The organism is Leptotrichia trevisanii DSM 22070, from assembly GCF_000482505.1.
Taxonomy (GTDB): domain Bacteria; phylum Fusobacteriota; class Fusobacteriia; order Fusobacteriales; family Leptotrichiaceae; genus Leptotrichia; species Leptotrichia trevisanii.
The window spans coordinates 23,224-49,626 of the sequence record NZ_AXVL01000017.1; the positions used below are offsets into that span (position 1 = coordinate 23,224).

Genomic DNA, 26,403 nt, shown 5'->3' on the forward strand with positions numbered 1-26,403 from the left:
AAAATTTCCTCCTCTCAAATGTTAACTCACACTATTCTCTTCCTGTTTTAATATTGAAAATAAAACATCAAGTAATTTTTTAGTAAGATTAAATTATTTAGCTCTTTCTAAGATAGTAACAACTCTCCATCTCTTATCTTTACTTAATGGTCTAGTTTCCATAATTTGCACTTTATCTCCGATTCCACAGTCATTGTTTTCATCGTGTGCTTTATATTTTTTAGAAGTTTTTACTCTTTTTTTATAAAGTTTGTGTAATTTCATTGTTTCTTCAAGAACAACTACCGTTTTATCCATTTTGTTAGAAACAACGATTCCTTCTCTTACTTTTCTTTCGTTTCTTTTATTTTCCACTCTTGATCCTCCTATTTACCAGTTTTTTCAGTTACAACAGTTTTTAGTCTTGCTATTGTTCTTTTAACATCTCGTATTTTAGCAGTGTTTTGTAATTGTCCAAGAGTTTTTTGAAATTTTAAATTAAATAATTCTTGTTTCAATTCATTTACTTTAACTTCCAATTCTTCCAATGATAATTCTCTAATTTCGTTAATTGTCATTACTTATCACCACCTACTTCTTCTTTTCTAACAAATTTAACTTTTATAGGTAGTTTATGTCCAGCTTTTCTTAATGCTTCTTTGGCTTTCTCTTCAGATACTCCACCAACTTCAAACATTACTTTATCTTTTTTAACTACTGCTACCCAACCTTCTGCATTACCTTTACCTTTACCCATTCTTGTTCCTTCAGGTCTTTTAGTATAAGGTTTATCAGGGAATATTCTTATCCAGATTTTACCTTCTCTTTTAAATGTTCTATTGATTGTTACCCTACAAGCCTCGATTTGTCTTGAAGTAATCCAACCAAATTCTCTAGCGGCAAGTCCAAATTCACCAAAATCAACTTTGTTTCCTTTAGTTGCTACACCACCCATTTTTCCTCTGAACTGTTTTCTATATTTCGTTCTTTTAGGTATTAACATATTATTCGTTTTCTCCTTCCTTTGTAGTAGAAAGAACTTCACCATTAAATATCCATACTTTTAATCCTAAAGCACCGTATGTAGTGTGTGCAGTAGCTGTTGCATAATCAACATCTGCTCTTAAAGTATGTAGTGGTACTCTTCCTGAAAGTGTCCATTCACTTCTTGCAATTTCGGCACCATTCAATCTTCCCGATACCATAACTTTAATTCCTTTAATCCCAGCTTTTTCTGCTCTTTGAATAGCTTGTTGAACTGCTCTTTTATAAGCAACCCTTTTTTCAATTGCTGTTGCAATGCTTTCTGCTACTAATTGAGCGTCTTTATTAGGGTTTTTAATTTCCTGTACTTTAATTTGTACTCTTTTACCAGTTAATTTTTCTAATTTTACTTTTAAAGCCTCGATTTCTTGCCCTTTTCTTCCGATTAAGATTCCAGCTTTTCCAGTTTCTATAATAACTGCTACTTCTGTAGGTGATGTTCTTTCTATTTGAATAGAAGAAATCCCTGCGTGGTAATAGTTTTTCTTAATATATTCTTTAATTTTTAAATCTTCATGAAAGTTACTTACGTATTCTTTTCCCTCAGCGAACCATTTTGAATCCCAAGTTCTTGTGATTCCTAATCTTATCCCCCTAGGATCTACTTTTTGTCCCACAGACTTACCTCCTTATTTGTCTAAATTAATCTTCTCTTTCATCAACTTCTACTGTGATGTGAGCTGTTGGTTTTCTAATAATGTCAGCTCTTCCCATTGCTCTTGGGCTGATTCTTTTCAATACTGGCCCTTTATCAATTAATATTTTTGATACAAACAGTTTATCAGGATCCATATTGTTATTATGTTCAGCGTTTGCAATTGCTGATCTTAATGTTTTTTCTATGTATAATGCTGCTTTTTTATTTGTAAATTTTAAAATGTTCAATGCTTGCAATGCATTTTTCCCTCTTACAATATCAGCAACTAATCTTGCTTTTTGAGGGCTTAATCTTTGGTATTTCAATTTAGCTACTACTGCCATTCAAAGTCCTCTCCTTTCATCAATGTATGTCTATCGGTTTATTTAATTATTTTTTACCTTTTTTAGCGTCTTTTCCATGTCCGTAGAAAGTTCTAGTTGGTGCAAATTCACCTAATTTATGTCCAACCATTTCCTCAGTTACATATACAGGTATATGTTTTTTACCATTATAGACAGCAAAAGTATGTCCAATAAATTGAGGGAATATAGTTGATCTTCTAGACCATGTTTTAATAACTTGTTTTTTACCTCCCAATGCTTCTATTTTTTCTAATAAATATGCATCAACAAAAGGTCCTTTTTTTAATGAACGAGCCATTCTTTCCTCCTTATTTCATTTTTTAAATTGAGAAATGTTACTTAATACATCTCATTTCTAATTATCTATTATCTAAGATATTTAAATTTTAATTCAATGTATCAAGCAATATTTTTATATTCAGCCAAACTTCTTTTTAGATATTTTATCTGTCTGTTTGACTGGCACAGTCCATTTCTGCGTTTTTCATCTAAAAATTGTGTTATCAGAATTGATATTGACTTTATTTTTAAACTACTATTTTTTTCTTCCTCTAACGATGAATTTATCACTAAGTTTTTTACCTCTAGTTTTTTTACCAAGTGTAGGTTTACCCCAAGGTGTAACTGGTGATTTTCTACCAATTGGAGATCTTCCTTCTCCTCCTCCGTGTGGGTGATCCACAGGATTCATTACTGATCCTCTAACGTGAGGTTTTCTTCCTAAGTGTCTATTTCTTCCAGCTTTTCCTAATGATACTAATGAATGTTCAGAATTTCCTACTGTTCCGATTGTAGCCATACATTCCTTATGGATAAGTCTTAATTCTCCAGATGGTAATTCCACGTGGCAGTAAGTCCCTTCTTTTGCAACAAGTCTTGCAGCTGTTCCTGCTGATCTTGCCAACTGTCCACCTTTACCAGGCATAAGTTCTACATTGTGAATAACTGTCCCTACTGGTAAGTCTTTTAATTTTAACGCATTTCCAGGTTTGATATCTGCACCTTCTCCTGCTAATACAATGTCACCTTTTTTAAGTCCGTTTGGAGCTAAGATATATCTTTTTTCTCCATCAACATAGTGTAACAATGCAATGTTTGCAGTTCTGTTTGGATCATATTCAAGAGTTGCAACTTTTGCTGGTATTCCAATTTTATTTCTTTTCCAGTCGATTACTCTATATAATCTCTTGTGTCCTTTATGTCTGTTTCTACCTGTTCTATGTCCATAGTTGTCAATTCCGTAAGATGAATTTAACGGTTCAACTAGAGATTTTTCAGGTCTTACCTTATCTAATTCCTTATTAACTAATATCGACATATGCCGTGTCCCACTAGTCATCGGTTTTAATTTTTTTATTGGCATAATTTCCGTTCCCTCTCTTCCTATTTCTCATTTTATTTTCTCATTATTCAAAAAAATTTTAAATAATCTCTATAATTTTACATAACTTATCTATTATAGCATTTTTACTAAATAATTTCCACAAAAAAATATAGTTAATTTTACTTTTTATAAAAATTATTTTTCGGGGAATCCCCCGAGAAATAGATGTTATGATTTTTATGATTCGCCTTATCCTTCGTAAGCTGTAATAGATTCTCCATCTTTCAATTTAACAACTGCTTTTTTGATAGTGGCTGTCTTATACATTGACATTCTGAATCTTTTGTTTTTCGGTTTAACGTTTAAAGTATTTACACCTTGAACTTTTACATTGAATAGTTTTTCAACTGCATCTTTAATTTGAAGTTTGTTTGCTCTTCTATCTACTATAAAAACATATTCATTATTTTCCAATAAATTTCTTGCTTTTTCTGTATTAATTACAGGTTTTTTGATAATATCAGTAATATGCATTATGCTAACACCTCCTCGATTGTTGCAAGAGCTTCTTTAGTTAAGATTACCTTGTCTTGTTTGATTAACCAGTAGATGCTTAAATCTCTTGTATTTATTGCTGCAACTTTTTCAATATTTCTAGTTGATAAATATAAGAAATAATCTCTATCTATATTATCAGCGTCATCATTTGTTACATATAATTGTTTTGCTCCATCAAAATTCAATGCTTTTGCAAAATTAATAAATGTTTTTGTTTTTGGTGTTTCCAATACGAAATCATCTAATACAATTAAGTTTCCTTCGCTAATTTTTGTTGCTAAAGCTGATTTCAAAGCTAGTTTTCTAACTTTTTTATTTACTTTTTTAGCATAGTTTCTTGGTTTTGGCCCGTGAACTACTCCTCCACCTACCATGTGTGGTGCTCTTGTAGAACCTTGTCTGGCTCTTCCTGTTCCTTTTTGTCTAAAAGGTTTTCTTCCTCCACCTCTTACTTCTGCTCTTGTCTTTGTTGAGGCAGATCCTTGTCTGGCTTCAGCTAATTCTGCTACTAAAACTTCGTGCATTACGTGTTTATTTGGTTCAATTCCAAATATGTCGTTATTTACTTCAATAGTTCCTGCTTGTGAACCGTCTAATTTATATATATTTAAAACTGGCATGTTATCCTCCTCTCTTTCCTATTAATATTTCTTTACCGATTTTTTGATAACTAAATAACCATTTTTTGGCCCTGGAACAGCACCTTTTACTAATAAAAGACTGTTTTCCACATCAAATTTAATAACTTGCAAGTTTTGAACTGTTACTTTTTCAGCTCCCAATCTTCCAGCCATTTTTTTACCTTTTGGCACATTACTGTTTGATGCGGCTCCTCCTGCGTTAGAACCTCCAAGTCTATGGTTTCTTGAAACCCCGTGTGAAGCTCTGTTTCCACCAAAGTTATGTCTTTTCATAACCCCTGCAGTCCCTTTACCTTTTGAAGTTCCAGAAATATCAACAAATTCGATACCTTCCAATACGTCTACTTTAATTTCTTGTCCTAATGTAAAGTCAGCTGGATTAGCTACTTTAAATTCTTTAAGAAATCTTTTTGGAGTAATTCCTGCTTTTTTAAATACACCTAATAATGGTTTAGTAGTATTTTTTTCTTTTTTATCTCCATAAGCTAGTGTGATAGCATTGTACCCTTCTTTTTCCTCAGTCTTAATTTGTGTAATGAAGTTAGTTCCTGCTTCAATTACTGTAACTGGAATTAATTTTTCATCTTCAAAAATTTGAGTCATTCCGATTTTTTTACCTAATATCATTTTTTATTTTTCCTCCTTAATATATTGGTTGACAATTTTTTATGCCAACTTGTACTAAGCCTTACGATTGCTTAATTTCAACTCCCACACCTGATGGCAAGTTTAATGATGCTAATGCATTTACGATTTGTTGATTTGAATTTTTGATTTCTACAAATCTTCTGTGAATTCTCATTTCAAATTGTTCTCTTGAATCTTTATTTACGTGAACTGATCTTAAAACTGTATATTTTTTAGTTTTTGTAGGCAATGGAAGCGGTCCTGCTAATTCTGAACCATTTTTCTTAGCTACTTCTGCGATTTTTTTAGCAGATTGATCCAACAGTTTGTGATCATAAGATTGTAAATATATTCTTATTTTATCCAAAGTCTTTCCTCCTGTTTATTTCTTTGTTTATCTTAGCAAATAGAGAAATTAGATTATTAAAACCTAATCTCTCCTTTACTTAACATTTGTGAACTATTTTCTATTACATTTCTAAACATTATAACAAATATTTTCATTATCTGCAATATTTATTTTTTATTTCCAAGTCCTTTACAGAAAACTATTTAGTAATAGTTGCTACTACTCCTGAAGCTACTGTTCTTCCACCTTCTCTTATCGCAAATCTGAGATGAAAAAATCTTTCATCTCTTCTTATTATAAAAACAGAATAATTAAAAATTATTTAACTTCTAAACCAACATTCAATCCTGCTCTTAATTCATTATATTCTCTTGTATATTTATCAGTATTTCTATAACGTCCATCATTAGCATATCCTTTAACAGTTTCTTTGTTAACAACTCTGTATTTAACCATAGGGTTTAATGTTAATGTTCCTACTGGTAAATCAATTCCTGTCTTATATCCTAATCCAGTCCATACTGAGAAGTTATTTGAGAACCCATGTCTAGCTGTTTGTTTTTCCCATTCATTTTCAGTATTCACTAATCCATAGAACCCACCAAAACTAGGTGTTTTATAAGTTGCTCCTACTACATAGTCCAAATACACAGTAGATTTAGCATCTTTTCCAGTTTCAACTAATTTACCTTTTGCATCTCTTAATTTGTTAGTTAAACTAACATTATAATCTAAACTTCCAATTCCATTGTCAAAGATTTTTCCACTATTTTCTAAAGCGAAGTTAAATCCCCATCCAGATACTTTTCCTTTTTGGAAGTCACTTCCATCCCAAGCATTGTCTGCACTTTTACTTCCTGATTGATCAAAATAAACAAGTTGAGTTTTTGCATTAAAATTTTGTCCAAAGAAACTAATTCCAAATGTTGGTCCTACATAAATTTCATTTGATGTTCCTCTATGTCCAGAATATCTTCCTGTTCCACTTGTAGATTTATATGTCCATCCTAAATCCCATTTAGAAGTCCAAGAACCTAATGTAATATCTCTATATAATGCAATATCATTTTCCCAAGATTGAGATTTATCGTAAGTTCCTTTTACTCCTGTTTTAGATTCATAATCAAATTTGTTTTTAACTCTGTCTTGATCATTTTGGAATTCAAATCTTAATCCTAAGTTTCCTTCATCTACTAAATGTAAATCTCCACCAAAGATGTTTCTCCATCTAGTTTTTTCTTTATTGTCACCTTTAAATCCGGCAACTCCTAATCCATTTCCTGTATTTGATTTTTTGTCAGTATAACTTTGTCTAACTTCAGTAGAGAAATGAATGTCTTTTAATGTATCTTGATCTTGTTCAGCTAAGGCAAGACTAGATACGCTTAATGCTAATGCTAATACTCCTAATACTTTTTTCATTGTTTTTTCCTCCTAAAAATAATTTTAACAAATATATCTTAACAATTCACAGCTAATTTTAGCACAATAATATGAATTTGTAAAGTTTTTTTTAAAAAAAAGGTAATTTATCAATACTAAAGTTAAAATAATTTTCAAAATCAAATTAAATACCCTTGTATCACAGCATATCTACTTTTAAAAAACTAACTATAAGTTATTTACAAATTTCAAATCAAGTAAAAATTTTAACGAAAACAAATATAACTTTATCATTGAAAACGCTTCTTTAAAAATGCACCTTAAGTCTAAGACAATTTTTATATGAAATATTTATAGATAATATAAATTGTAATATTTCTATAAATCTTATAACTAGTATACCTTATAATTCTAAAAAAAACAATAGCACCATAAATAAATCTAAAAATTTTTTTAATAATTTAATTAAGTGCTATTATTAGTTATATTTTACTTATAAACATCTTATTTTTTAAACAAACCATAAAACTATAAAATATTTATTCTTGCTTTCTTATTTTAAGAAAATCCTTTACAGAAAACTATTTAGTAATAGTTGCTACTACTCCTGAAGCTACTGTTCTTCCACCTTCTCTTATCGCAAATCTTAATCCTTCTTCCATTGCGATTGGGTGAATCAATTCAACTGTCATTTCAATGTTGTCTCCAGGCATTACCATTTCTACACCTTCTGGCAAATTAACTTCTCCTGTGATGTCAGTCGTTCTGAAGTAGAATTGTGGTTTGTATCCTGTGAAGAATGGTGTATGTCTTCCTCCTTCATCTTTTGTCAATACGTATACTTCTGACTTGAATCCTGTATGTGGAGTGATTGTCCCTGGTTTAGCAAGTACTTGCCCTCTTTCAACTTCTTCTTTCTTAGTCCCTCTTAACAATGCTCCGATATTGTCCCCAGCTTGTCCTGAATCCAATAGCTTTCTGAACATTTCTACTCCTGTTACAGTAGTCTTTGTCGTTGGTTTGATTCCTACAATTTCCACTTCCTCACCAACGTTGATTACTCCTCTTTCAACTCTTCCTGTTACAACTGTTCCTCTTCCTGTAATTGTGAATACGTCTTCAATTGGCATTAAGAATGCTTGGTCTACCGGTCTTTCTGGTGTTGGAATATATTCGTCAACTGCGTTCATTAATTCCATGATTCTTTCTACCCATTGAGCTTCTCCATTTAATGCTCCTAATGAAGATCCTTTAATTACTGGTACATCATCTCCTGGGAATCCGTATTCTGTAAGTAATTCTCTTACTTCCATTTCTACTAATTCTAATAATTCTTCGTCGTCTACCATGTCAACTTTGTTTAAGTAAACTACAATGTAAGGAACTCCAACTTGTCTTGCAAGCAGGATGTGTTCTCTTGTTTGAGGCATAGGCCCATCAGCTGCTGATACTACTAGGATTGCTCCATCCATTTGAGCTGCTCCTGTAATCATATTTTTTACATAATCGGCATGGCCTGGACAGTCAACGTGAGCATAGTGTCTGTTTTCTGTTTCATACTCAATGTGAGCTGTGTTGATTGTAATCCCTCTTTCTCTTTCTTCAGGGGCTTGGTCGATATTTTCAAAATCAACTTTTTCAGCCAGTCCTTTTTCAGCCAATACTTTTGATATTGCTGCTGTTGTTGTTGTTTTCCCGTGATCTACGTGTCCGATTGTTCCTACGTTTACGTGTGGTTTGCTTCTCTCGAATTTAGCTTTTGCCATTTTTATAATTCCTCCGTTTTTTAATTTTTTAAGATTTTTATTTGTTATTTTAGATTTTTACTATTTTCCTTGTCTTTCATCAATTACTTGCTGAGCAATATTTTTTGGAACTTCTACATATTTTTCAAATTCCATTGAGTAAGATGCTCTTCCTTGTGTTTTTGATCTCAAGTCAGTTGCATAACCGAACATTTGTGATAAAGGTACTTCTGCATTAACAATTTTTGCATTGTTTCTGTCAGTCATTCCTGAAACTTGTCCACGTCTTGCATTTAAATCTCCAATTACGTCTCCCATGTATTCTTCTGGAGTAGTAACTTCTACTTTAAAGATTGGTTCCAATAATACTGGATTAGCGGCTCTAAGTCCTTTTTTAACTGCCATTGAACCTGCTATTTTAAATGCCATTTCTGATGAATCGACTTCATGGTAAGATCCATCATATAATGTAACTTTTATATCTTGAACAGGGTATCCTGCAACAACTCCTGCTTCTAATGCTTCTTGAATTCCTTTATCTACTGCTGGAATATATTCTCTTGGAATTGCTCCTCCAGTAATTTGGTTAACAAACTCGTATCCTTTTCCGTGATTAGCTTCAACTTTCATCTTAACATGTCCGTATTGTCCACGTCCTCCAGATTGTTTTGCATATTTTTCTTCAATGTCTGCTAATCCGTTAATTGTTTCTCTGTAGGCAACTTGTGGTTTACCGACATTTGCTTCCACTTTGAATTCACGTTTCATTCTGTCTACGATGATTTCCAAGTGTAATTCTCCCATTCCTGCGATAAGTGTTTGTCCTGTTTCCTGGTTAGTTGACACTTTGAATGTTGGATCTTCTTCTGCAAGTTTTGCAAGAGCTGTTCCCATTTTTTCCTGATCGGCTTTAGTTTTTGGTTCAACTGCGATTTGGATAACTGTATCAGGGAATTCCATTTTTTCTAGGATGATTGGAGCATTTTCAGCACACAATGTATCTCCTGTTGTAGTATCTTTTAGTCCAACTGCCGCAGCTATATCTCCAGAGTAAACTATATCAAGTTCTTCTCTTTTGTTAGCGTGCATTTGAAGCAATCTTCCCATTCTTTCTTTTTTACCTTTAGTAGAGTTTAATACATAAGATCCTTTTTCTAACACTCCTGAATAAACTCTGAAGAACGATAATCTTCCAACAAATGGATCTGTAATGATTTTGAACGCCAATGCTGAGAATGGTTCTTCGTCTCCAATTGTTCTTTGGATAGGTTCTTCTGTCTTAGGATCAGTTCCATTTACTTTTCCTTCGTTAATATCCACTGGTGAAGGCATATAAGCAACTACTGCATCAAGTAATGGTTGGATTCCTTTATTTTTAAATGCTGTTCCACACAATACAGGCACAACTGTTCCTTCGATTGTAGCAACTCTTAATGCTTTTTTGATTTCTTCCTCAGTGATTTCTTCTCCACCGAAGTATTTTTCCATTAATTCATCATCAGTTTCAACTACAGATTCTATCATGTGTTCTCTTGCTGTTTGAGCATCATCTAACAATTCAGCTCTTATATCAACCACTTCGTAGTCAGCACCCATAGTTTCATCTTTAAATAAATATTCTTTCATTGTTACCAAGTCGATAATTCCTTCAAAATTATCTTCTGCACCAATTGGTAATTGGATTGGCACACCATTTCCACCTAATTTTTCTTTAATGTCGTTTACACACATGTCAAAGTCTGCTCCGACTCTATCCATTTTATTAAAGAAAGCCATTCTTGGCACGTTATATTTGTCAGCTTGTCTCCAAACTGTTTCTGATTGAGGTTGCACCCCGTCAACTGCCGAGAACACTGCAACTGCTCCGTCCAATACTCTTAATGATCTTTCTACCTCAACTGTAAAGTCAACGTGGCCTGGTGTATCTATTATATTAATTCTATGTCCATTCCAGAACGCTGTTGTTGCAGCTGATGTAATTGTGATTCCTCTTTCTTGTTCTTGTTCCATATAATCCATCGTAGCAGCTCCTTCGTGAACTTCTCCGATTTTATGGTTTACACCTGTATAAAACAAAATTCTTTCAGTAGTAGTTGTTTTTCCGGCGTCTATATGTGCCATGATACCAATATTTCTAGTATCTTTCAAAGCAACTTTTCTTGCCATTTAAATTTTCCTCCTTGTTTTTGTAAGCTACTTCTTTTTAAAAAAGTATGTTTAAAATTTGAAACAATATTTTTATAAATCCAGTTCTGAAAAAATGAATTTAGTAAAAATATAAACATTTCTGAATACTCATTAATTTTCTTTAAATAAATGAGATTACCATTTGTAATGTGCGAATGCTCTATTTGCTTCAGCCATTTTATATGTATCTTCTTTTTTCTTAATTGATCCACCTTCGTTGTTGGCAGCTGCAATTAATTCTTTTTTAAGTTTAGCAACCATTCCATATTCTTTTCTTTCTCTTGTGTATCTAACCAACCATCTGATTGCAAGAGTTTGTTGTCTTTCTTTTCTTACTTCAACTGGTACTTGGTACGTTGCCCCTCCGATTCTTCTAGATCTTACTTCTAATTGAGGCCTTACATTTTCCATTGCTCTTCTGAATACTTCGATTCCTTCTTCTTGAGTTTCTTCAGTTATTTGTTGCAATGCTGTATAAAAAATATTTTCAGCTAATGATTTTTTCCCATCTTTCATTAATCCGTTAATGAATTTAGTTACTACTTTATCGTTAAATTGAGAATCTGGTAATACATCTCTTCTTTCCGCTCTTCTTCTTCTTGACACTTAATTGTCCTCCTTACTTTTTTAAAAATTAATTACCCTTTTTTCGCTCCGTATCTTGATCTACCTTGTTTTCTGTTTACAACTCCTGCTGTATCCAATGCTCCTCTGATTATTTTATATCTAACCCCCGGCAAATCTTTTGTTCTTCCTCCTCTTAAAAGAACGATACTATGTTCTTGTAAGTTGTGTCCGATTCCTGGAATATAAGCAGTAACTTCGATTCCATTTACTAATTTAACCCTTGCTACCTTTCTTAAGGCTGAGTTAGGTTTTTTAGGTGTAGTTGTATATACTCTTACACAAACCCCTCTTTTTTGTGGATTACCTTTCAATGCAGGTGATTTTTTCTTTTTCTCAGTTGTACTTCTACCAAATCTTACTAATTGATTAATAGTAGGCATCTGTTTTCCTCCTCTCAAATTTCTTTGATTTATATATTTATTCTCGCGTTATATTTCAAAACTAAAACTTTTTATAAAGCTCATTTCTTCAATCTACATTTGATAAAGCTGCATTTGACAAAGTTTTTTATTGTTGCTTTTCTTGCAAATTTACTTTATCAAACATAAGTGCATACTTATTTTAAGTATATCGATTTACTCTAAAATTCACTTCAAAACACATTATTTTGATAAATAATATATTTTTCAAAATTTAGTTATGAGTTCTAACCTAATTATTTTATACTATAAAAGCCCTTTTGTCAAGGGCTATAAAAAGATTTTTATTCAATAATTTTCAAAGCAGTTTTCATTTCAAAAAATATTTTAAATTTTCTTCCTGAATTTCCCATTTGCCATTCTGGCTTGTTCCTTCATACTTCAAAATATTTTTCTGCTTAAATTTTTTCATATAATATTTTACTTTATTTACCGTCCAATTTAAATTGTCAGCTATCTGTTTTTGGGACATTTCAGGGTTATTTAATACTGTATTTATTATAGTTTTATCTGTTTCTGTAAGATTTTTTATATCCAATTTTTCTTTTTCAGAAACAGCTTGGGTAGTGTTGGTTTTACCTTGGGTACTACCTTGGGTACTTTGGGCAGTGTTATAGCTTTTTCTGTAAATATTAATTCTGAAATCGTTTTCAAAAGTTATGAATTCTGGTTCTTCCAGTCCGTATTCTGCCAATTCACTCATAATTCTAGGAATACCGCTTCCCCATTTCTCAATAATATTTACATAAGCAAAAACTGAGGCGATTGCACGGTTACGAAGTTTTGAAAATCCCTCTTTCATTCTTTTTACATTTACTCCTGAAAGCAGCATTCCTGGCGAAGTAATTTCTAACCTGTTATCATAAAGTGCAACTTGAATATCATTTGGCTCAAGATAGCTTCGATGAATTACAGCATTTGCAATTACCTCCCTTATTGATTTAGGCGGGATTTCATATTTATCAACTCTGTAAATTCCAACAATATCTGAACCTAAATTTATTTTTTCAAGCACATATTGATACGCTTTTTCCAGCTGCATAATAATTGAACCTTCAAATTCCTTCTTATCAACAAATATGTTTCTAGTTTCCCCTTTAAACACACCACATTGTATCTTTCGTGAAATTTCCCAATTTTCCTTGCCAGACAGTAAAATATAGGCATTTGTCGGAAAAATTCTGCCATTTTTTCTTCCAGAAGTTTCCAGCTTAACAAAGTATTTTTAGTAACTTTTTTTATTTTTGTATCAGTTTCAGAATTTTCTCTTGCCAATTCCTCCAGCCATTCACAGAACCTCTCAATTTCCTCATCATTAACACTTTCCCCATAGCAAATTTGCTGATCAAAATACTTGTTTTCCCCTTCTAAAACCAATTCCTTCAAAATATAATCCTCTTCAATAATTCTAGTCGTAGCGCCACTTCTGATATAAGTTCCTTTTTGCATCCCTTTTGACTTCAAATAATAAGGCTTTTTCTTACCTCCTTCAATTTCCATAATAACAACTGTCTTATTTTCCAGCGTATGTAAACTTATATCTGGAACAATCATTGGATAGCAGCTATCTGAGATTACATTAATTATCCCATCCATAACTTCAAACTCATTTTCAACTCCAATAATTTCTCCATTATCTTTTACTCCAAAAACTATTTTTCCACCATTTCCATTTGCAAATGCTACAGCTGTTTTTATATAAGCATTAGTTTTAGCATTTTCCTTAAATTCAATCTTTTCGTTTTCCCCTTTCAATATTTCCTCAATTAACATTTAAAATCCCTCCTTTAATTTTTTATTTTTATTCTATTATACAATATAAACTTATCCTTTTCAATTAAAAAAAATAAAGTGCCCATCTAAATTTTCAAGGCACTTTATTTTATAATTCTATTTCAAATCATTAAAATTATTTTTCTCTTAAATATTTTTCAATACCGTTTACCATTCCATTTACCATCTTTTCCTGATATTCTGGTGTTGACATTTTTCTGTCCTCTTCTGGATTTGACATAAAACCAAATTCTATTAGTGTATTTGTAACTTTGGACCAGTTTGTTCCTGTTAAATCATCTCTATATGAAACTCCACGATTTTTGGCTCCTGTTGCTTTTACGTATTCTGATAATATGTCACGGGAGAATTTGTCACTGGATTTTTGGACATTTTTTGTGTATGGATTTTTTGGTGAAGAAGTTAAAACTGTGGCTCCCTGTGTTGAGGAATTGTTGATTCCATCAGCGTGAAGTCTTATATAAAGAGTACATCCTGCATTATTTGTCTTGATTGCACGCTCCTTATTACTGATATTCACATCATGTGTTTCACGTACCATAAATACCTTGTAACCTTTATCTTGCAATGCTTTTCTTAATTTCAATCCAACTTCAAGTGTAAGCTGATATTCATATTTTTTTGTTGCTACTCCTCTTGTCCCAGATGAAACTTTTGGCTTTTTCTTTGATGAACCTGGTGCAACTTCTTCAAGCCCTGGATTTCCTTTAAGCTGGTGTCCTGGATCAATACAGATTAATTCATTACTTTTTTGAGCTGCATTTAATGGAGCAGCCATCATCAATCCTGCTACTGCCAAGTACAATATTTTTTTTATTCCTTTTTTCATCATTTCTTCCTCCTAAAAATTTTATTTTTAAATTTAATGTTAATATATTTATAGCTAATCTTAAAATCTCCTTTTTAACTTTGATTTCAAAACATTACCATCGTTTTAGTCTATCACATAATAATAAAATTGACAACAACTTTTTTAAATTCCTGTTAGATTTTTTTACAAATACTCTTGTTTTTTTACAAAATCAGGCTATTATATTATTAGTAAAATGATTTTAAAAGTTTTTATATAGTAAATAAATGAATATTTAAAATTGTAGGAGGTTTTTATTATGATTTCTTTCATTTTAGCGATTGTCGCTCTCATCTCAGGATATATGTTTTACAGCAAATTTGTGGAAAAAGTTTTTGGAATAGAACCTGATAGATTACCGCCTTCCATCGAATATTATGATGGCGTTGACTATGTGCAAGTTAGCACTCCAAAAGCATTTTTGATTCAATTTCTGAATATTGCCGGGACAGGGCCGATATTTGGAGCTATTGCAGGTGCTTTGTGGGGGCCAGCCGCATTTTTGTGGATTGTTTTTGGATGTATTTTTGGAGGGGCAGTTCATGATTTCCTGATTGGTATGCTCTCGCTCAGGGACAAGGGAAGCAGTATTGGTGAACTTGTGGGACAAAACTTGGGTGTTGTTATGCAGCAGATCATGAGAGTTTTCTCAATTGTTTTACTTCTTTTGGTTGGAGTAGTGTTTATAAAGTCACCTGCTGATATTCTTCATAATTTAATTCCAGGTGTAAGTGCCATGACTTTTACAATTATTATAATTGCTTATTACATTCTGGCGACAATTCTCCCACTTGATAAAATCATTGCCAAAATTTATCCAATTTTTGGTTTTGCATTACTATTTATGGCGATTGGTATTGGAGGAATGTTAATTTATGGACAATTTACAGGAGCTTTCGCAATTCCTGAAATTACTGAAATTTTCAAGGGAAATCCTCATCCTAAAGGAACTTCAATGTTCCCTTACTTATTCATCTCAATAGCCTGTGGTGCAGTAAGCGGTTTCCACGCTACTCAATCTCCAATGGTTGCACGTTGTATAAAAAATGAAACTGAAGGAAGAAAAGTGTTTTATGGAGCAATGATTGCAGAAGGTGTTGTTGCACTAGTATGGGCTGCCGCTGCGATGACAGTATTTGGCGGAATTAAGGAACTTGCTGCTGCTGGAACTCCTGCGGTTGTTGTAAATAAGGCATCTGTTCAGCTGCTTGGTATATTTGGGGCATTCCTGGCTGTGCTTGGTGTTGTTGCCTGTCCTATTACTTCGGGAGATACTGCCTTTAGAGGTTCAAGATTAATTATTGCCGACATTTTCAAAATTAAGCAAAGTCCAATAAAAAATAGATTTTTAATTGCAATTCCGTTGTTTGTTATCGGTATCTATTTGACAACTATTGACTTTAACATTATCTGGAGATATTTTGCATGGGCAAATCAAACTTTGGCGGCCGTTTCATTATGGACTGCAACAGTATGGCTTGTTAAGAAGGAAAAACCTTTCTTATTCGCATTAATTCCTTCAATGTTTATGACAATGGTTGTTACAACTTACATCATAATCGCTCCAGAAGGATTTGTAAGATTTTTCAAAAATGTGCCTGTTCACACTATCGAATTTTACGGAATATTAATCGCAAGTGTAGTTACAATTATCTGTACAGCATTATTATTTAACTATAAACATCATTTGCATAGTCATCCAACTGGAAACTTAAAAGTTGCCAAATAGGCTTTTTTGAAAAAATTATGTAATAAAATACAGTCAAACAAGTTTTTACCCAGAAATCTTTGCTTGACTGTTTTTATTTATTTTTTAATAAGAAAATTTCAATCTTTTATCAATGTTAAATTTTTTTCTTCTTGGATTACCTTCGCATCTATACACAATTTTATTTTTTATATCGTAAACTGAAGACCAAATTGTATCAAAACCTTTGGTTCTATTATACTGACACAAAAAACCTTTCTCCCCTTTCAATAATCCAAATATATCATCTAAATTATAACCTAAATAATTTTGCTTTTTCAATGTTTCATATCTTTTATGTGAAAAAATATCATCTTCTGCCTCGTAATTATAACAAAGCATATCTTTTTCTACAAAATGATTCGTTTTATAATTAATATTATCTGTTATTACAATATTTTTAACTTTAACATTTAATTCAGCAGATAAAATTTTTCCAAACCTATCAGCAGCAATTATATTTTGTGATGAACCAATAGGAACTTTTTCCAAAAACTCCTTCACCTGTTCAGTATTTTCACATTTTTCTAAAATATACCTAACCAAAAATCCCGCATTAAAGCCTTCACCTTTTACAGTAGGATATACAAATGTCAGCCCACAAGCAAGTCCTTTTTCATTAATTCCATCTTCCATTTCTATCATAGCTGTTGTATTCCCAACAAATGAAAAGCCTTTATCCAGCTTATACAGCACACTGTCAGCAAGTTTTTCAATTTTTGTTAAGAAATCGCTATTCCTTGCAAAAAAATACCATTTTTATTAGATACTGCAACCATTGAACATTGAGTATCATAGGTAAAAACATACATGCCTGCTAAAAAAGCGAACACCTTTTCAAAATCTGACTTTTGGCCTGCCGCAAATCCTTTTATTTCTTCAACTATTTCAAGATAATATTTTTCATAAATACGAATTACTTTTTGAGAATAAGATAATTTTTCTTTTGTAAGATATTTTTCAAAATTAATTTTAATTCCATTTTTATATAATCTTTCTCCATATGAAAATCCTGCAACCTCATGACTATTTTTCCATCTTGAATGATACATTCTAATACCTCCACAAAAATATTATTTACTGCTGTATAAAATGTACCACAATAAAAAATATAAGTCTACTCGTATAATCAAATCTTCTAATTTCAAAATTATAATTTCTTCAAGTATAATTTTTTATCATACTAATTGTTTTCTCTGTAATAATGCCATTCATCCACTCTCGTTCCATCTTTAAACTGGCATTTTCCTGCTTCATTTCCATCTTTATCTTTTGCATTAATAGACTTTCCACCATGTTTTTCACAAAAAACTGAAGCTGGATTTGGCATTCTAACAATAGAGGCAGCAATCATAAATACACTTGCAGCCACTTTTAAATTTTTCATTTTTGTTCTATTTTTTGACTTTAATTTCACATGATTATAGTATATCGTATCTTTTTTGTATTATGTATTTACATTAAAAATTAATATCTTTTATTTATAGCAAAGAATCTTAACCTCTCTACAATATTTTTTACTGTTCTATTCAAATTCCAAAATTTTCACTTTATTTTTTTAACTTTTTCATATATAATATTTCCAAAAATATATTATTTAGGAGAAAAAATGCTAAACTTTATACAAAATATTGATATTTTTACTATTAATCTATTTTACAATTTCCAGCACAGCTTAAATTCCAAACTTCTGAACAGCATAATGATATTTTTTACTGGCTTAGGAAATCACGGATTAATCTGGATTGCAATAACATTATTTCTGCTTTCTAGCAAAAAATATCGAAAAATCGGATATTTATCGGTAATTTCATTGATTATAAATGCAATTATTGTAAATGTCATTTTAAAAAATCTTACGCATAAAGCAAGACCCTTTACAGAAATATCTGACATTATTCTTTTAGTCAAAGCCCCAAAGGATTTTTCTTTTCCTTCAGGACATACTTCAGCATCTTTTACAATGGTATATATTTTTTACAAACATTTAAAAAAATATTTCCCAGCTGTGCTGATAACAAGCATTATTATTGCTTTTTCAAGGTTATACTTAACTGTACATTTTCCAAGTGATGTTTTGGCTGGATTGCTTATTGGATTGTTTGCAGGATTTTTAGGGGAGAAAATTTTTAATAAGAAAAATAATTTGATGAAAAGTTAGGATTTACTAGCTTTTTTTGTATAAAAATTTATTTTTCATAACTAATACTCTGAACATTTTATAATCAGTTGCAGTATAAAAATTATAATTCCAAATATCATCCAGAAATTTGACTTTTTTCTTTTATAAGTTTCTTCCTTTATATTTCTGCCTTTAGAATTTTTTTCTATAAAATATCTCAAATCGTTATCGTATTCAATTTCATAATTTTTTTCTGAAATTTTATCGCCCGTATATTCTCCCATTTCTTCCAGAAAATCCTGTGCATCTCTTATTGCTTCTCTCCCAAGTTCAATCAATCCTGTTTCATTTAATACTTTAAATGCCCATTCCTTTGATTTATTCCCACTTTCCTGTCTATTATTGTAATATATCATATCGCTAATTGCAGGAGCATATTTCATATTAGCGACTTTTTCATATAGCTTGTATGCTTCCTCTTCATCCTTACTGCATTCATAAAGTATCCCAAGTTCATAAATAGATTTTGCATCTCCCAGTTCCTGCCCAATTTTATACCATTTTTCAGCTTCTTTCTCATTTTCTTCAACCGTATCAAAATATTTCCCCAGTTCATAAGCCGCCTCTTTCACTCCTAGAGAATAAGCCTTTTTATACATATCTTTGGCTTTTTCTCCATTGCCTGCAACATAATATGATTTTGCAAGCAACAAATATCCTCTTTCATTATATTGTGCCGCTTCAAGAAACAGTTTTTGAGCATTTCCCTTATCTCTCTTTTCCAAAAGTTCATTTCCCTGATTAATCAGTTCCACGTATTTTCTGTCTTTTTCATTTCCAAGCATAAATTCAATATTCTTGATTATTTCAGAATTCAATCCCATAATTTGCTTTTCATTTAACAATTTTTCCTGCCATTCTAGTATTTTTTCTCTTTTATTCTGCTTAAAGTAAATTCTTACAAGATTGTATATTAATTCAGCATTTTTTGTATCAGCAATTTTTAGATAAATACTTTCTGCTTCTTCATAATCCTTCTTTTCTTCAGCAATTTTTCCTAGCCTAATTATTGAATTAATTTCGCTATTTTTTGCACCCTCGTTATACTAGTCCTGTGCAAGCTCATCATTTTCCGCTCCCTCTTCAATCATTCCAAGATAATAAGCCGCTTCTTTTACTCCATCATTGTACGCAAAATTGAACATATTAATCGCATTTTGTATATCCTTTTTACAATAATAATAAAATTTACCCAGCTCATAATTCCCACTCATCTTCAATCCTGCTGCTCTTTCCAGCTCTTTCTTTGCCCTCTCAAAATTTCCCAGAATTATACTTTGATGTGCAAAAAAAATACTTTTCTGATACTCTTCATTTCTTTCTTCTTCATTTCCTTCATAATTTTGTGAATAATCCACTTCAACAATATCATCTATTGAAACAACCCTATGCCCAAATCTATCCACATTATCTGATTCCTCTTCATTTTCCCTGTTTTCTTTTTTTCTCGAAAAATCATCAAATTCATACATTTTTTTACGATTTCTAAAATTCATTATTATCAAAATTACAATTCCGATAACTACGATTAATACCGATATTAATATTTCCATACACTTTCTCCCTGCTGTTAAAACTTCTTTTTTACTTGGCAATATTCATTGTATTCACGATTTTTATCCTTTATTTCCCTAATTCTTTCACATCATATTTCCTCATATTTTCATATTCATAAGACTGATTAATCCCTTTCATGAATATATCTCTGCTTTCCACATCTTCCGTCAAATTCTCCTTCAAAAGAAATTTCAATTCCAAATCATTAACCACACTTCTTTTCATTGCCGATAAATAATCATTTCTATTAATATTTTGCCAATTCACACACATTCCAAGACTTCTTATCAACATCTGATCCAGCCAAATCCTAGTAGCTCTCCCATTTCCCTCATAAAACGGATGCATTATATTCATCTCAACATATTTCTCAATTATTTCCTCAAAATTATTTTCAGGCATTTTAGAAACTGTCTTTAAATTATCTTCAAGATACATCGCACGACAAAATACAGTATCGCCTTTCCGAATATCATGTTCCCGTATTTTTCCTGCAGTTCCATAACATTCTTGAAACAAATACCGATGTATTTCCTTCAATCCTTCAAAAGTTCCCACTTGAATTTTTTTCAATATCCCATTATCAAATAACTCTTTTGCCCTTTTTTTACTCAAAAATTCTTCATCATCTTGTGAAACTAACCTTTTTAAAATTTTGTCACTTTCGTTTTCCCAAATGTATTTATTATTTGCCATTTGCTTTTCCTGCTTTCATAAAATTATTCTTATTTTTGAAAAACCATTGAATTATATAATGCCTCAAATAAAGGAAGTTTTACTATCGCTGTTGCCCTTTCAGAAAAAATTATTTCATCTTCTCTTGTTTTTATTTCTAACATTCCTCCAAAATTTCTGGAAACTTTTATTGGCTGTAGTCTATTCCACGGATAAATTGCACCATCCACAACTAATCCTTCTTTTTTTATTATCAACTTATTATTTGGATTTTCAAAAACTTTACGAGCTTCATTTTGAAGTCTGTCAAGAGGCACAACTTTATCTCTCATAGCACGATAAACTCTATCTCTACGCTTTCCAAGAAAATCTCTTTTACGGTAATCAGCTTTTATGTCTTCTTCTGAACGTACGCCAAAAACTTCTTCCCCATCTGAATTTATAATTTCTTTGGAAACAGGTATTCTGTCAAGCAGATGATTTTTTAGAAGACTTTGTATAGTTTGTGATGGAAAAGCTATTTCAGATATTGTTCTCCAGTAATTCTTATTATTTCTATAAGCCAGGAAATCCCCTGAATATGTTGTTATTATAAAATATTCCAAAGATTTATAATCTATATCTTCATTTTCAACATTTGTAACAAAAGTATTTTCCTTCAATTCCACAGTTCTTATCCCATTAAACAATATCGTCATCAATATCGAAAAACAGCAAAATACCGAAACTATCACACCAAGCATCGCCACTTGAAAAAAAGGCATCAAAATCCCACAAATTCCACCAATAATAACCCATTTTATTAAATTTCTATACGTAACTGTGCTAAATTTTATAAACACTTTCTGATTGTCTGAAATATCCACACAGTTTACTATTTTTTCTTCTTTCCTCCCTAATTCTGATTGCTCTCTCATTCTTTCCATTTCTACGTAGCTTTTTTCATTTTGCATAATTTTTATCCTCCTAAGTTTTTTGTATTTTTATTTAAAAATTATTTTTTATTCCTTTTAAATTTTTTCCAAATGAAATTAAATCCTATTCCAAACTCTCCAACTCCCCACTTTTCACATCCCACTCTTCCATCTTCTCCATCTCTTCTTCTTCCAGCCTGTCCAGTTTTTCCTGCACTTCCATAAGTTTTTCCACATTATTTTCTTTTCCAGCTTTTTCGTATTCAGCATTCAAGTTTTCTCTAATTTCTGTGATTTTTTCCATTTCCTTTTCCAGTTTCTCAATATCACGGTTCAATTTTGCGATTTTTCTTGACTGCTCCTTCTGCTCCTGATATGAGAGTTTTTTCTCTTCCTTCGTTTCGATGTCTGTTCCTTGAGAATCTGATTTTGCTGTTTTTAGGCTTTCTTTATAGTCTTCGTAATTTCCTTTGAATTTTGTCAATCCGTTTTCATCAAGGCAGTAAATTGTGTTACAGACTGTGTCTAAAAAGTGTCTGTTGTGGGAAACAACTAGCATTGTTCCGTCAAAATCCTCCAAAGCGTCCTCCAGCACTTCGATGGAATAAACATCCAGATGGTTTGTAGGCTCATCTAAAATCAAAAAGTTGGCTTTTTCCATGTAAAGTTTCAAAAATGCCACACGAACTCTTTCCCCACCGCTTAGCATACTGATTTTTTTCTGTACATCGTCGCCTGAAAACAAAAATCCACCTGCGAGTGTTCGCAAGTATTCTTCCGTCAAATCAAGTGAATTATTTATTTCCTGTAAAATTGTGCTTTCCTGTGAAAATTCCTGATGATTCTGATCATAATATCCGATTTTTAGCCTTGTTCCAAACTCAATTTCCCCTGTATCCTTCGGCAACTTATCCAAAAGTATTTTTAGAAGTGTAGATTTCCCAATCCCATTTTTCCCAATAATTCCTACTCTTTCTCCACGGAAAAGTTCAAAATTTATATTATTCAAAACTTTTTTCCCATCAAAGCTTTTAGACAAATTTCTAACTTTTAGCACATTTTCCCCGCTCATTTTAGCCGCTTCAAATTTTAGCCTCATTCTTTGCGGATTAAATACAGGATCTTCCATTCTCTCAATTCTATCCAGTATTTTTTGTCGTCCTTTCGCCTGTCTTGCCTTTATTCCAGCTCGAAATCTGTCAATATATTCCTCCATTTTCTTAATTTTTTCCTGTTCCTTCTCATATCTCTTGATTTCCCCCTTCAAAATCATCTCTTTTTGAAGAATAAACGATGAAAAGTTGCCATCATACTTATGCAATTTTTTATTTTCCAACTCAAAAATTTTTGTACAGACATTATCCAAAAATATTCTATCGTGAGAAACAAGCAAAAACGCCTTATTATACTTTTTCAAATAATCCTCAAGCCACTCAATCGAAATCAAGTCCAGATGGTTTGTTGGCTCGTCCAGAATCAGCAAGTCAGGTTCAGATAAAAGCAGTTTTGCAAGCGAAACACGTGTCCTTTCTCCACCGCTCAAATCCTGCAATAGCAAATTCTCGTATTCCCCAGTAAGCTCAAGCCCTGTAAGCACCTGTTTAATCTTGTATTCAATCTCATAACCATTTTTTGCCTCGTAAATATAAGAAAGTTCAGCAGACTTGTTAATCAGCTTTTCCATTTCATCCTCATCTGCTGTTCCCATAAGCATATTAACCTTCTGAATCTCGTCCCAAATTTTTCTCTCTTCCTCAAAAATAGTCATCATTTCCTCATAAATCGTATTTTTTTCATCTGAAAACTCGGTATTCTGCGACAAATACCCAATTTTGGTAGCCCCACTTTTCACAATTTCCCCAAACTCATTAAGATTATTCTCATTCCCATCAATCCGCTCTTCTCCCAAAAGCATCCTGATAATCGTAGACTTTCCAGCCCCATTTACGCCCACAAGCCCAATCTTATCCTTTTCTTCAATCGTAAAATTAACATCTCTCAAAATATATTCCCCTGCAAATTGCTTATATACCTTGTTAAACTGAACTAAACTCATTAAATATCCTTTCCTTTTCCCCATTTTTATCAAATTATTTTTATTTAAATTTATTTTTAAATTATATCATTTTTGATATTTGTTTACAATGTTTGTGAAATTTTTGAAATCATATAAAATACAACAAAAATAAAAAAAGGCTCCATTCAATAAAAAACAAAGTCTTTTTTTAAATTTCAAACTCCTAAAACTTTACAATTTCTAACAAATAAAAACGAAATATCTTCAATCATTATCTCAGATTTAGCAACAAAAATTCCAGCCATTTTATCTATTTCTTTTAAAATTATTTTCTCGTTATCAAATCTTTCAATTATTCCAAATTTTTCAGAATATGATTTCTCATGCTCAAAATGTACTAATATTTTATTCTCAAAGCATTTTTTCAAAACTTCTTCTATTTTCATTTTTACAATATTTGGAAAAATTTCTTCTAAATTTATATCTTTTACTTCTATTAAATTCATTCTATCGTTAATTTCTTCAATATCTGACATTTTTAATATAGTAAATTTATAATCGCCAAAAAATAAATCCTTCTCGTTAATCAAAATATGATTATCGTCTTGAAAAATAATATCACCTAAAACATCCTCTAAATCATAAACTTTTATTAATTTATTTTTTTTAATTTCATCGTCTTCTACAATAATATCTTTTATAACGTTTTTTCCTGCTCTTATAATTTTTACTCCGTATTTTCTTATAATTTCTTCTTCGTTTTCATCTTCTTCATCACAAAAATGAAACCAAAAAAACTCATCTGAATTTTTAATTAAATAGCCATTGTTATTCCAATCTCTATCATAAGAAATTTGTAATCTTATTTTATTTTTTACAAAATATTCAAATAAATGTTCAAAAAAATTATCTTTTCTTAAAATAACAGTTTTTCCCTCATTGGAAAGTCTCTCTTTTATATTTTCCTTCATTAATTCTAAATACCATTTTTTTCTTCCTAATTTCTTTAATTCTTCATCTTTTAAAAATTTGTATCCTTCATACTTTCCGTAAGGGTTAATTGATGTGAAAATATGAAATTTACTACTATTTCCAATATAATTCCCAACAGAAAATCTATCTCCTAAACGTGAATACTCTAGCAACTCATCTTTCCCAATTTTCTCTAAAATCTTTTTCATAAAATTCTCCTATTCTACAAAACTTTTACTCATTTGTAAAAGTCTAAAAACCCCGATAAACACAATATTTTTTAATGTTTAATTTCCTTATTTTTCTACACTCTTTGACAAGGAGTCTTGATTCCTTGCTATGCTACTCAATTTCTGCAACTTTTTACTCTTATAACTGGCTACAAATTAATTATAACTCTTCCCTACTTTCATCAGATTTACCATTGACATTCTCTTCTCCACTTACATCATTCTCCTTTTCATCAGAATCCTCGTTTTTTCCTTTATTAGAATGAATAACGTATCTTGAGCCTGAAAACATTATTTTTGAAAACATGCTTTTTATACGGCTGCTTCCCCCAGCGTACACAAATGTTTTTTCAAATGAATAAACCCTTGTTAATTCCAGCAATGAAAACAATCTTAAAATAAATCCTATAACAAAGGCAAATCTTATTGTGTAAAATTGTTCTCCGAAAATATAAATTACCCCATTATTTATAAATTTTCCCAGTATCCCACCAAACAATCCTGCCAATATTGCTGAAAGCCCTGAAACCATCGCATAAGCTCCCACATAAGCATCAGCAGGCTCTCCTGAAACTTCCATCATCAAATTTAATAAACTTAATGTTATCGCTGTAAATCCTATCGCATCAATTACTGCGGCTGCAAAAAGCATTGACATTTTATTATCCTGAGTCATTGAAAAATACGTAAGCACATAATATGTTGTAAAAAATATTCCCATTCTAAGCATTGTCTTGTTTCCGTATTTATCAGACAATTTCCCATAAACTAGATAAAGTACACTTGACAATATCGCTGTTAAAACTCCCATTTGGGAAATAAACATTGTATTTACACCAAGTATTTTTATCCTGTAATATTCTGTCATTGGCTTTAGAAATTCCCATGTAAACAGCCACACAGAAGCAAATTTTAGATAAACGACAAAATTTTTATTTTTAAATGCTGTCTTTATGCTCACTTTTTTCATATTTCTTTCTGAATCAGGCACATAATGAAGACACATAAATATTGCTGAACCTATTGCTGAAAGTGACATTGCCGTTGTCAAGATAAGCATTGCATTTTTCCTGTCTGGCATTGATAAGACATATCCATAAAACAAAGTGTAAACCACAGTAGACAACGATGAAAACAAATTACGTTTCCCAAAATATTTTCCCCTTTCCCTTTTATCAATAATCTTCGTCATCACAGCTGTCCAGACGTTATTTGAAAAAGGCGAAACAAGAGCGTAAATAAGCATTACCGCAAAATAGACTTCCTGCCTTCTTATATCAAAAAGAACAGCAAAAGGCATAACACAAATAACCAGCCTTGAAACAGTCGCCGCTATCACCATCGTCCTTTTTCTGCTCCCAAGCAGAAGATTTACCCGCTTAGTAAATATCTGCAGTAAATATCCCGCAGTTGGCAATGATGATACAATTGATATAAAAAAAGAACTCATATTAAAATAAATCGCCAAACTCAAAAGTACAAAACTCTGCATCCCAACTGAATACCCGTTAAAGAACATAACCTCCAGTATCGCATATTTTTTCGTATTTTCTATTGAATGTTCCTTATCCATATTAACT

General features: G+C 31.5%; 31 protein-coding genes. 2 read left to right on the forward strand and 29 right to left on the reverse strand.

Features of this window, described 5'->3' with window-relative positions; translation table 11 throughout:
• Positions 1 to 93 precede the first annotated feature (93 nt).
• From rpsQ to K324_RS0104740, 19 genes are all read right to left on the reverse strand, one after another.
• Positions 94 to 354 (reverse strand): 30S ribosomal protein S17, encoded by a 261-nt coding sequence (gene rpsQ, locus K324_RS0104640; protein ID WP_018451266.1) that lies wholly within the window; start codon positions 352 to 354, stop codon positions 94 to 96.
• An 11-nt stretch (positions 355 to 365) separates the two neighbouring features.
• The gene (rpmC, locus tag K324_RS0104645; RefSeq protein WP_006806082.1) at positions 366 to 557 is read right to left on the reverse strand and encodes a 50S ribosomal protein L29; all 192 of its coding nucleotides are present in this window, start codon (positions 555 to 557) and stop codon (positions 366 to 368) included.
• A complete protein-coding gene (gene rplP / locus K324_RS0104650) occupies positions 557 to 982 on the reverse strand; it encodes a 50S ribosomal protein L16 (protein ID WP_026748136.1) in 426 nt (141 codons plus the stop codon). The genes rpmC and rplP overlap by 1 nt, the downstream gene beginning before the upstream one ends.
• Position 983: 1 nt before the next feature.
• Positions 984 to 1,640, reverse strand: a complete 657-nt coding sequence (gene rpsC, locus K324_RS0104655) for a 30S ribosomal protein S3 (protein ID WP_026748137.1) — start codon at positions 1,638 to 1,640, stop codon at positions 984 to 986.
• Positions 1,641 to 1,665: 25 nt separating this feature from the next.
• Positions 1,666 to 2,004: a 50S ribosomal protein L22 gene (gene rplV, locus K324_RS0104660; protein ID WP_021744153.1), complete on the reverse strand. Its 339-nt coding sequence runs from the start codon at positions 2,002 to 2,004 to the stop codon at positions 1,666 to 1,668.
• Positions 2,005 to 2,050: 46 nt separating this feature from the next.
• Positions 2,051 to 2,323 (reverse strand): 30S ribosomal protein S19, encoded by a 273-nt coding sequence (gene rpsS / locus K324_RS0104665; protein WP_006806086.1) that lies wholly within the window; start codon positions 2,321 to 2,323, stop codon positions 2,051 to 2,053.
• A gap of 237 nt (positions 2,324 to 2,560) precedes the next feature.
• Positions 2,561 to 3,388 (reverse strand): 50S ribosomal protein L2, encoded by an 828-nt coding sequence (gene rplB / locus K324_RS0104675; RefSeq protein WP_026748138.1) that lies wholly within the window; start codon positions 3,386 to 3,388, stop codon positions 2,561 to 2,563.
• Positions 3,389 to 3,598: 210 nt separating this feature from the next.
• Positions 3,599 to 3,883: a 50S ribosomal protein L23 gene (rplW, locus tag K324_RS0104680; RefSeq protein ID WP_026748139.1), complete on the reverse strand. Its 285-nt coding sequence runs from the start codon at positions 3,881 to 3,883 to the stop codon at positions 3,599 to 3,601.
• Entirely contained in the window at positions 3,883 to 4,527 is a 645-nt protein-coding gene (rplD, locus tag K324_RS0104685; RefSeq protein WP_026748140.1) for a 50S ribosomal protein L4, read from the reverse strand. The genes rplW and rplD overlap by 1 nt, the downstream gene beginning before the upstream one ends.
• Before the next feature lie 21 nt (positions 4,528 to 4,548).
• Complete coding sequence (rplC, locus tag K324_RS0104690; RefSeq protein WP_026748141.1) at positions 4,549 to 5,175, reverse strand: 50S ribosomal protein L3; 627 nt, start codon at positions 5,173 to 5,175, stop codon at positions 4,549 to 4,551.
• A 61-nt stretch (positions 5,176 to 5,236) separates the two neighbouring features.
• On the reverse strand, positions 5,237 to 5,542 hold the full coding sequence (gene rpsJ, locus K324_RS0104695; RefSeq protein ID WP_012806349.1) for a 30S ribosomal protein S10: 306 nt from the start codon (positions 5,540 to 5,542) through the stop codon (positions 5,237 to 5,239).
• A 300-nt stretch (positions 5,543 to 5,842) separates the two neighbouring features.
• Positions 5,843 to 6,946, reverse strand: a complete 1,104-nt coding sequence (locus K324_RS0104700) for a hypothetical protein (protein ID WP_026748142.1) — start codon at positions 6,944 to 6,946, stop codon at positions 5,843 to 5,845.
• 542 nt (positions 6,947 to 7,488) lie between these two features.
• Positions 7,489 to 8,673, reverse strand: coding sequence for an elongation factor Tu (gene tuf, locus K324_RS0104705; RefSeq protein ID WP_026748143.1), 1,185 nt, complete (start codon positions 8,671 to 8,673; stop codon positions 7,489 to 7,491).
• A gap of 60 nt (positions 8,674 to 8,733) precedes the next feature.
• Positions 8,734 to 10,818, reverse strand: coding sequence for an elongation factor G (gene fusA / locus K324_RS0104710; protein WP_026748144.1), 2,085 nt, complete (start codon positions 10,816 to 10,818; stop codon positions 8,734 to 8,736).
• 156 nt (positions 10,819 to 10,974) lie between these two features.
• Complete coding sequence (rpsG, locus tag K324_RS0104720; RefSeq protein ID WP_021744579.1) at positions 10,975 to 11,445, reverse strand: 30S ribosomal protein S7; 471 nt, start codon at positions 11,443 to 11,445, stop codon at positions 10,975 to 10,977.
• A 32-nt stretch (positions 11,446 to 11,477) separates the two neighbouring features.
• On the reverse strand, positions 11,478 to 11,846 hold the full coding sequence (rpsL, locus tag K324_RS0104725; RefSeq protein WP_006806098.1) for a 30S ribosomal protein S12: 369 nt from the start codon (positions 11,844 to 11,846) through the stop codon (positions 11,478 to 11,480).
• A 349-nt stretch (positions 11,847 to 12,195) separates the two neighbouring features.
• On the reverse strand, positions 12,196 to 12,990 hold the full coding sequence (locus K324_RS16320; RefSeq protein ID WP_248615347.1) for an ATP-binding protein: 795 nt from the start codon (positions 12,988 to 12,990) through the stop codon (positions 12,196 to 12,198).
• Complete coding sequence (locus K324_RS16325) at positions 12,885 to 13,658, reverse strand: AlbA family DNA-binding domain-containing protein (RefSeq protein WP_026748146.1); 774 nt, start codon at positions 13,656 to 13,658, stop codon at positions 12,885 to 12,887. The genes K324_RS16320 and K324_RS16325 overlap by 106 nt, the downstream gene beginning before the upstream one ends.
• Before the next feature lie 136 nt (positions 13,659 to 13,794).
• A complete protein-coding gene (locus tag K324_RS0104740) occupies positions 13,795 to 14,508 on the reverse strand; it encodes an N-acetylmuramoyl-L-alanine amidase family protein (RefSeq protein WP_026748147.1) in 714 nt (237 codons plus the stop codon).
• 280 nt (positions 14,509 to 14,788) lie between these two features.
• On the opposite strand from K324_RS0104740, the gene K324_RS14270 reads away from it, so the two are divergent.
• The gene (locus tag K324_RS14270; protein ID WP_036095155.1) at positions 14,789 to 16,258 is read left to right on the forward strand and encodes a carbon starvation CstA family protein; all 1,470 of its coding nucleotides are present in this window, start codon (positions 14,789 to 14,791) and stop codon (positions 16,256 to 16,258) included.
• Positions 16,259 to 16,342: 84 nt separating this feature from the next.
• Here the strand turns inward: K324_RS14270 and K324_RS16330 are convergent, their stop codons facing one another.
• From K324_RS16330 to K324_RS0104755, 3 genes are all read right to left on the reverse strand, one after another.
• Entirely contained in the window at positions 16,343 to 16,972 is a 630-nt protein-coding gene (locus tag K324_RS16330) for a C45 family autoproteolytic acyltransferase/hydrolase (protein WP_248615348.1), read from the reverse strand.
• A gap of 26 nt (positions 16,973 to 16,998) precedes the next feature.
• Positions 16,999 to 17,328 carry a C45 family peptidase gene (locus K324_RS16335; protein WP_248615350.1) on the reverse strand — a complete coding sequence of 110 codons (330 nt, stop codon included), beginning with the start codon at positions 17,326 to 17,328 and terminating at the stop codon, positions 16,999 to 17,001.
• 131 nt (positions 17,329 to 17,459) lie between these two features.
• The gene (locus tag K324_RS0104755; protein ID WP_036095167.1) at positions 17,460 to 17,663 is read right to left on the reverse strand and encodes a DUF333 domain-containing protein; all 204 of its coding nucleotides are present in this window, start codon (positions 17,661 to 17,663) and stop codon (positions 17,460 to 17,462) included.
• A 222-nt stretch (positions 17,664 to 17,885) separates the two neighbouring features.
• Here K324_RS0104755 and K324_RS0104760 point away from each other — a divergent pair, with 222 nt between their 5' ends.
• Positions 17,886 to 18,437: a phosphatase PAP2 family protein gene (locus tag K324_RS0104760; RefSeq protein WP_026748149.1), complete on the forward strand. Its 552-nt coding sequence runs from the start codon at positions 17,886 to 17,888 to the stop codon at positions 18,435 to 18,437.
• Positions 18,438 to 18,478: 41 nt separating this feature from the next.
• Here the strand turns inward: K324_RS0104760 and K324_RS16340 are convergent, their stop codons facing one another.
• From K324_RS16340 to K324_RS0104790, 7 genes are all read right to left on the reverse strand, one after another.
• Positions 18,479 to 19,303 carry a tetratricopeptide repeat protein gene (locus K324_RS16340; RefSeq protein WP_248615352.1) on the reverse strand — a complete coding sequence of 275 codons (825 nt, stop codon included), beginning with the start codon at positions 19,301 to 19,303 and terminating at the stop codon, positions 18,479 to 18,481.
• A 201-nt stretch (positions 19,304 to 19,504) separates the two neighbouring features.
• Positions 19,505 to 20,011, reverse strand: a complete 507-nt coding sequence (locus K324_RS16345; protein ID WP_248615353.1) for a hypothetical protein — start codon at positions 20,009 to 20,011, stop codon at positions 19,505 to 19,507.
• Between the two features lie 70 nt (positions 20,012 to 20,081).
• The gene (gene fic, locus K324_RS0104770) at positions 20,082 to 20,711 is read right to left on the reverse strand and encodes a protein adenylyltransferase Fic (protein WP_051354391.1); all 630 of its coding nucleotides are present in this window, start codon (positions 20,709 to 20,711) and stop codon (positions 20,082 to 20,084) included.
• Between the two features lie 29 nt (positions 20,712 to 20,740).
• Positions 20,741 to 21,643: a hypothetical protein gene (locus tag K324_RS0104775; protein ID WP_026748151.1), complete on the reverse strand. Its 903-nt coding sequence runs from the start codon at positions 21,641 to 21,643 to the stop codon at positions 20,741 to 20,743.
• Positions 21,644 to 21,728: 85 nt separating this feature from the next.
• Positions 21,729 to 23,660: an ABC-F family ATP-binding cassette domain-containing protein gene (locus tag K324_RS0104780; RefSeq protein ID WP_026748152.1), complete on the reverse strand. Its 1,932-nt coding sequence runs from the start codon at positions 23,658 to 23,660 to the stop codon at positions 21,729 to 21,731.
• 176 nt (positions 23,661 to 23,836) lie between these two features.
• The gene (locus K324_RS0104785) at positions 23,837 to 24,802 is read right to left on the reverse strand and encodes a hypothetical protein (protein WP_026748153.1); all 966 of its coding nucleotides are present in this window, start codon (positions 24,800 to 24,802) and stop codon (positions 23,837 to 23,839) included.
• A gap of 181 nt (positions 24,803 to 24,983) precedes the next feature.
• Positions 24,984 to 26,396 carry an MFS transporter gene (locus K324_RS0104790; RefSeq protein ID WP_026748154.1) on the reverse strand — a complete coding sequence of 471 codons (1,413 nt, stop codon included), beginning with the start codon at positions 26,394 to 26,396 and terminating at the stop codon, positions 24,984 to 24,986.
• Positions 26,397 to 26,403: the final 7 nt, after the last annotated feature.

What these genes read in the sequence shown, in the direction of transcription:
- rplC (WP_026748141.1), bottom strand. Translation starts at nt 5,175, where the DNA reads ATGATATTAGGTAAAAAAATCGGAATGACTCAAATTTTTGAAGATGAA.
- rplB (WP_026748138.1), bottom strand. Translation starts at nt 3,388, where the DNA reads ATGCCAATAAAAAAATTAAAACCGATGACTAGTGGGACACGGCATATG.
- K324_RS0104740 (WP_026748147.1), bottom strand. Translation starts at nt 14,508, where the DNA reads ATGAAAAAAGGAATAAAAAAAATATTGTACTTGGCAGTAGCAGGATTG.
- tuf (WP_026748143.1), bottom strand. Translation starts at nt 8,673, where the DNA reads ATGGCAAAAGCTAAATTCGAGAGAAGCAAACCACACGTAAACGTAGGA.
- rplV (WP_021744153.1), bottom strand. Translation starts at nt 2,004, where the DNA reads ATGGCAGTAGTAGCTAAATTGAAATACCAAAGATTAAGCCCTCAAAAA.
- K324_RS16345 (WP_248615353.1), bottom strand. Translation starts at nt 20,011, where the DNA reads ATGGAAATATTAATATCGGTATTAATCGTAGTTATCGGAATTGTAATT.
- fic (WP_051354391.1), bottom strand. Translation starts at nt 20,711, where the DNA reads ATGGCAAATAATAAATACATTTGGGAAAACGAAAGTGACAAAATTTTA.
- rpsS (WP_006806086.1), bottom strand. Translation starts at nt 2,323, where the DNA reads ATGGCTCGTTCATTAAAAAAAGGACCTTTTGTTGATGCATATTTATTA.
- K324_RS16335 (WP_248615350.1), bottom strand. Translation starts at nt 17,328, where the DNA reads ATGTATCATTCAAGATGGAAAAATAGTCATGAGGTTGCAGGATTTTCA.
- K324_RS0104780 (WP_026748152.1), bottom strand. Translation starts at nt 23,660, where the DNA reads ATGAGTTTAGTTCAGTTTAACAAGGTATATAAGCAATTTGCAGGGGAA.
- K324_RS0104760 (WP_026748149.1), top strand. Translation starts at nt 17,886, where the DNA reads ATGCTAAACTTTATACAAAATATTGATATTTTTACTATTAATCTATTT.
- rplD (WP_026748140.1), bottom strand. Translation starts at nt 4,527, where the DNA reads ATGCCAGTTTTAAATATATATAAATTAGACGGTTCACAAGCAGGAACT.
- fusA (WP_026748144.1), bottom strand. Translation starts at nt 10,818, where the DNA reads ATGGCAAGAAAAGTTGCTTTGAAAGATACTAGAAATATTGGTATCATG.
- rpsL (WP_006806098.1), bottom strand. Translation starts at nt 11,846, where the DNA reads ATGCCTACTATTAATCAATTAGTAAGATTTGGTAGAAGTACAACTGAG.
- rplW (WP_026748139.1), bottom strand. Translation starts at nt 3,883, where the DNA reads ATGCATATTACTGATATTATCAAAAAACCTGTAATTAATACAGAAAAA.
- K324_RS16325 (WP_026748146.1), bottom strand. Translation starts at nt 13,658, where the DNA reads ATGTTAATTGAGGAAATATTGAAAGGGGAAAACGAAAAGATTGAATTT.
- K324_RS0104785 (WP_026748153.1), bottom strand. Translation starts at nt 24,802, where the DNA reads ATGAAAAAGATTTTAGAGAAAATTGGGAAAGATGAGTTGCTAGAGTAT.
- K324_RS0104790 (WP_026748154.1), bottom strand. Translation starts at nt 26,396, where the DNA reads ATGGATAAGGAACATTCAATAGAAAATACGAAAAAATATGCGATACTG.
- rplP (WP_026748136.1), bottom strand. Translation starts at nt 982, where the DNA reads ATGTTAATACCTAAAAGAACGAAATATAGAAAACAGTTCAGAGGAAAA.
- K324_RS0104775 (WP_026748151.1), bottom strand. Translation starts at nt 21,643, where the DNA reads ATGCAAAATGAAAAAAGCTACGTAGAAATGGAAAGAATGAGAGAGCAA.
- K324_RS14270 (WP_036095155.1), top strand. Translation starts at nt 14,789, where the DNA reads ATGATTTCTTTCATTTTAGCGATTGTCGCTCTCATCTCAGGATATATG.
- K324_RS0104755 (WP_036095167.1), bottom strand. Translation starts at nt 17,663, where the DNA reads ATGAAAAATTTAAAAGTGGCTGCAAGTGTATTTATGATTGCTGCCTCT.
- rpmC (WP_006806082.1), bottom strand. Translation starts at nt 557, where the DNA reads ATGACAATTAACGAAATTAGAGAATTATCATTGGAAGAATTGGAAGTT.
- K324_RS0104700 (WP_026748142.1), bottom strand. Translation starts at nt 6,946, where the DNA reads ATGAAAAAAGTATTAGGAGTATTAGCATTAGCATTAAGCGTATCTAGT.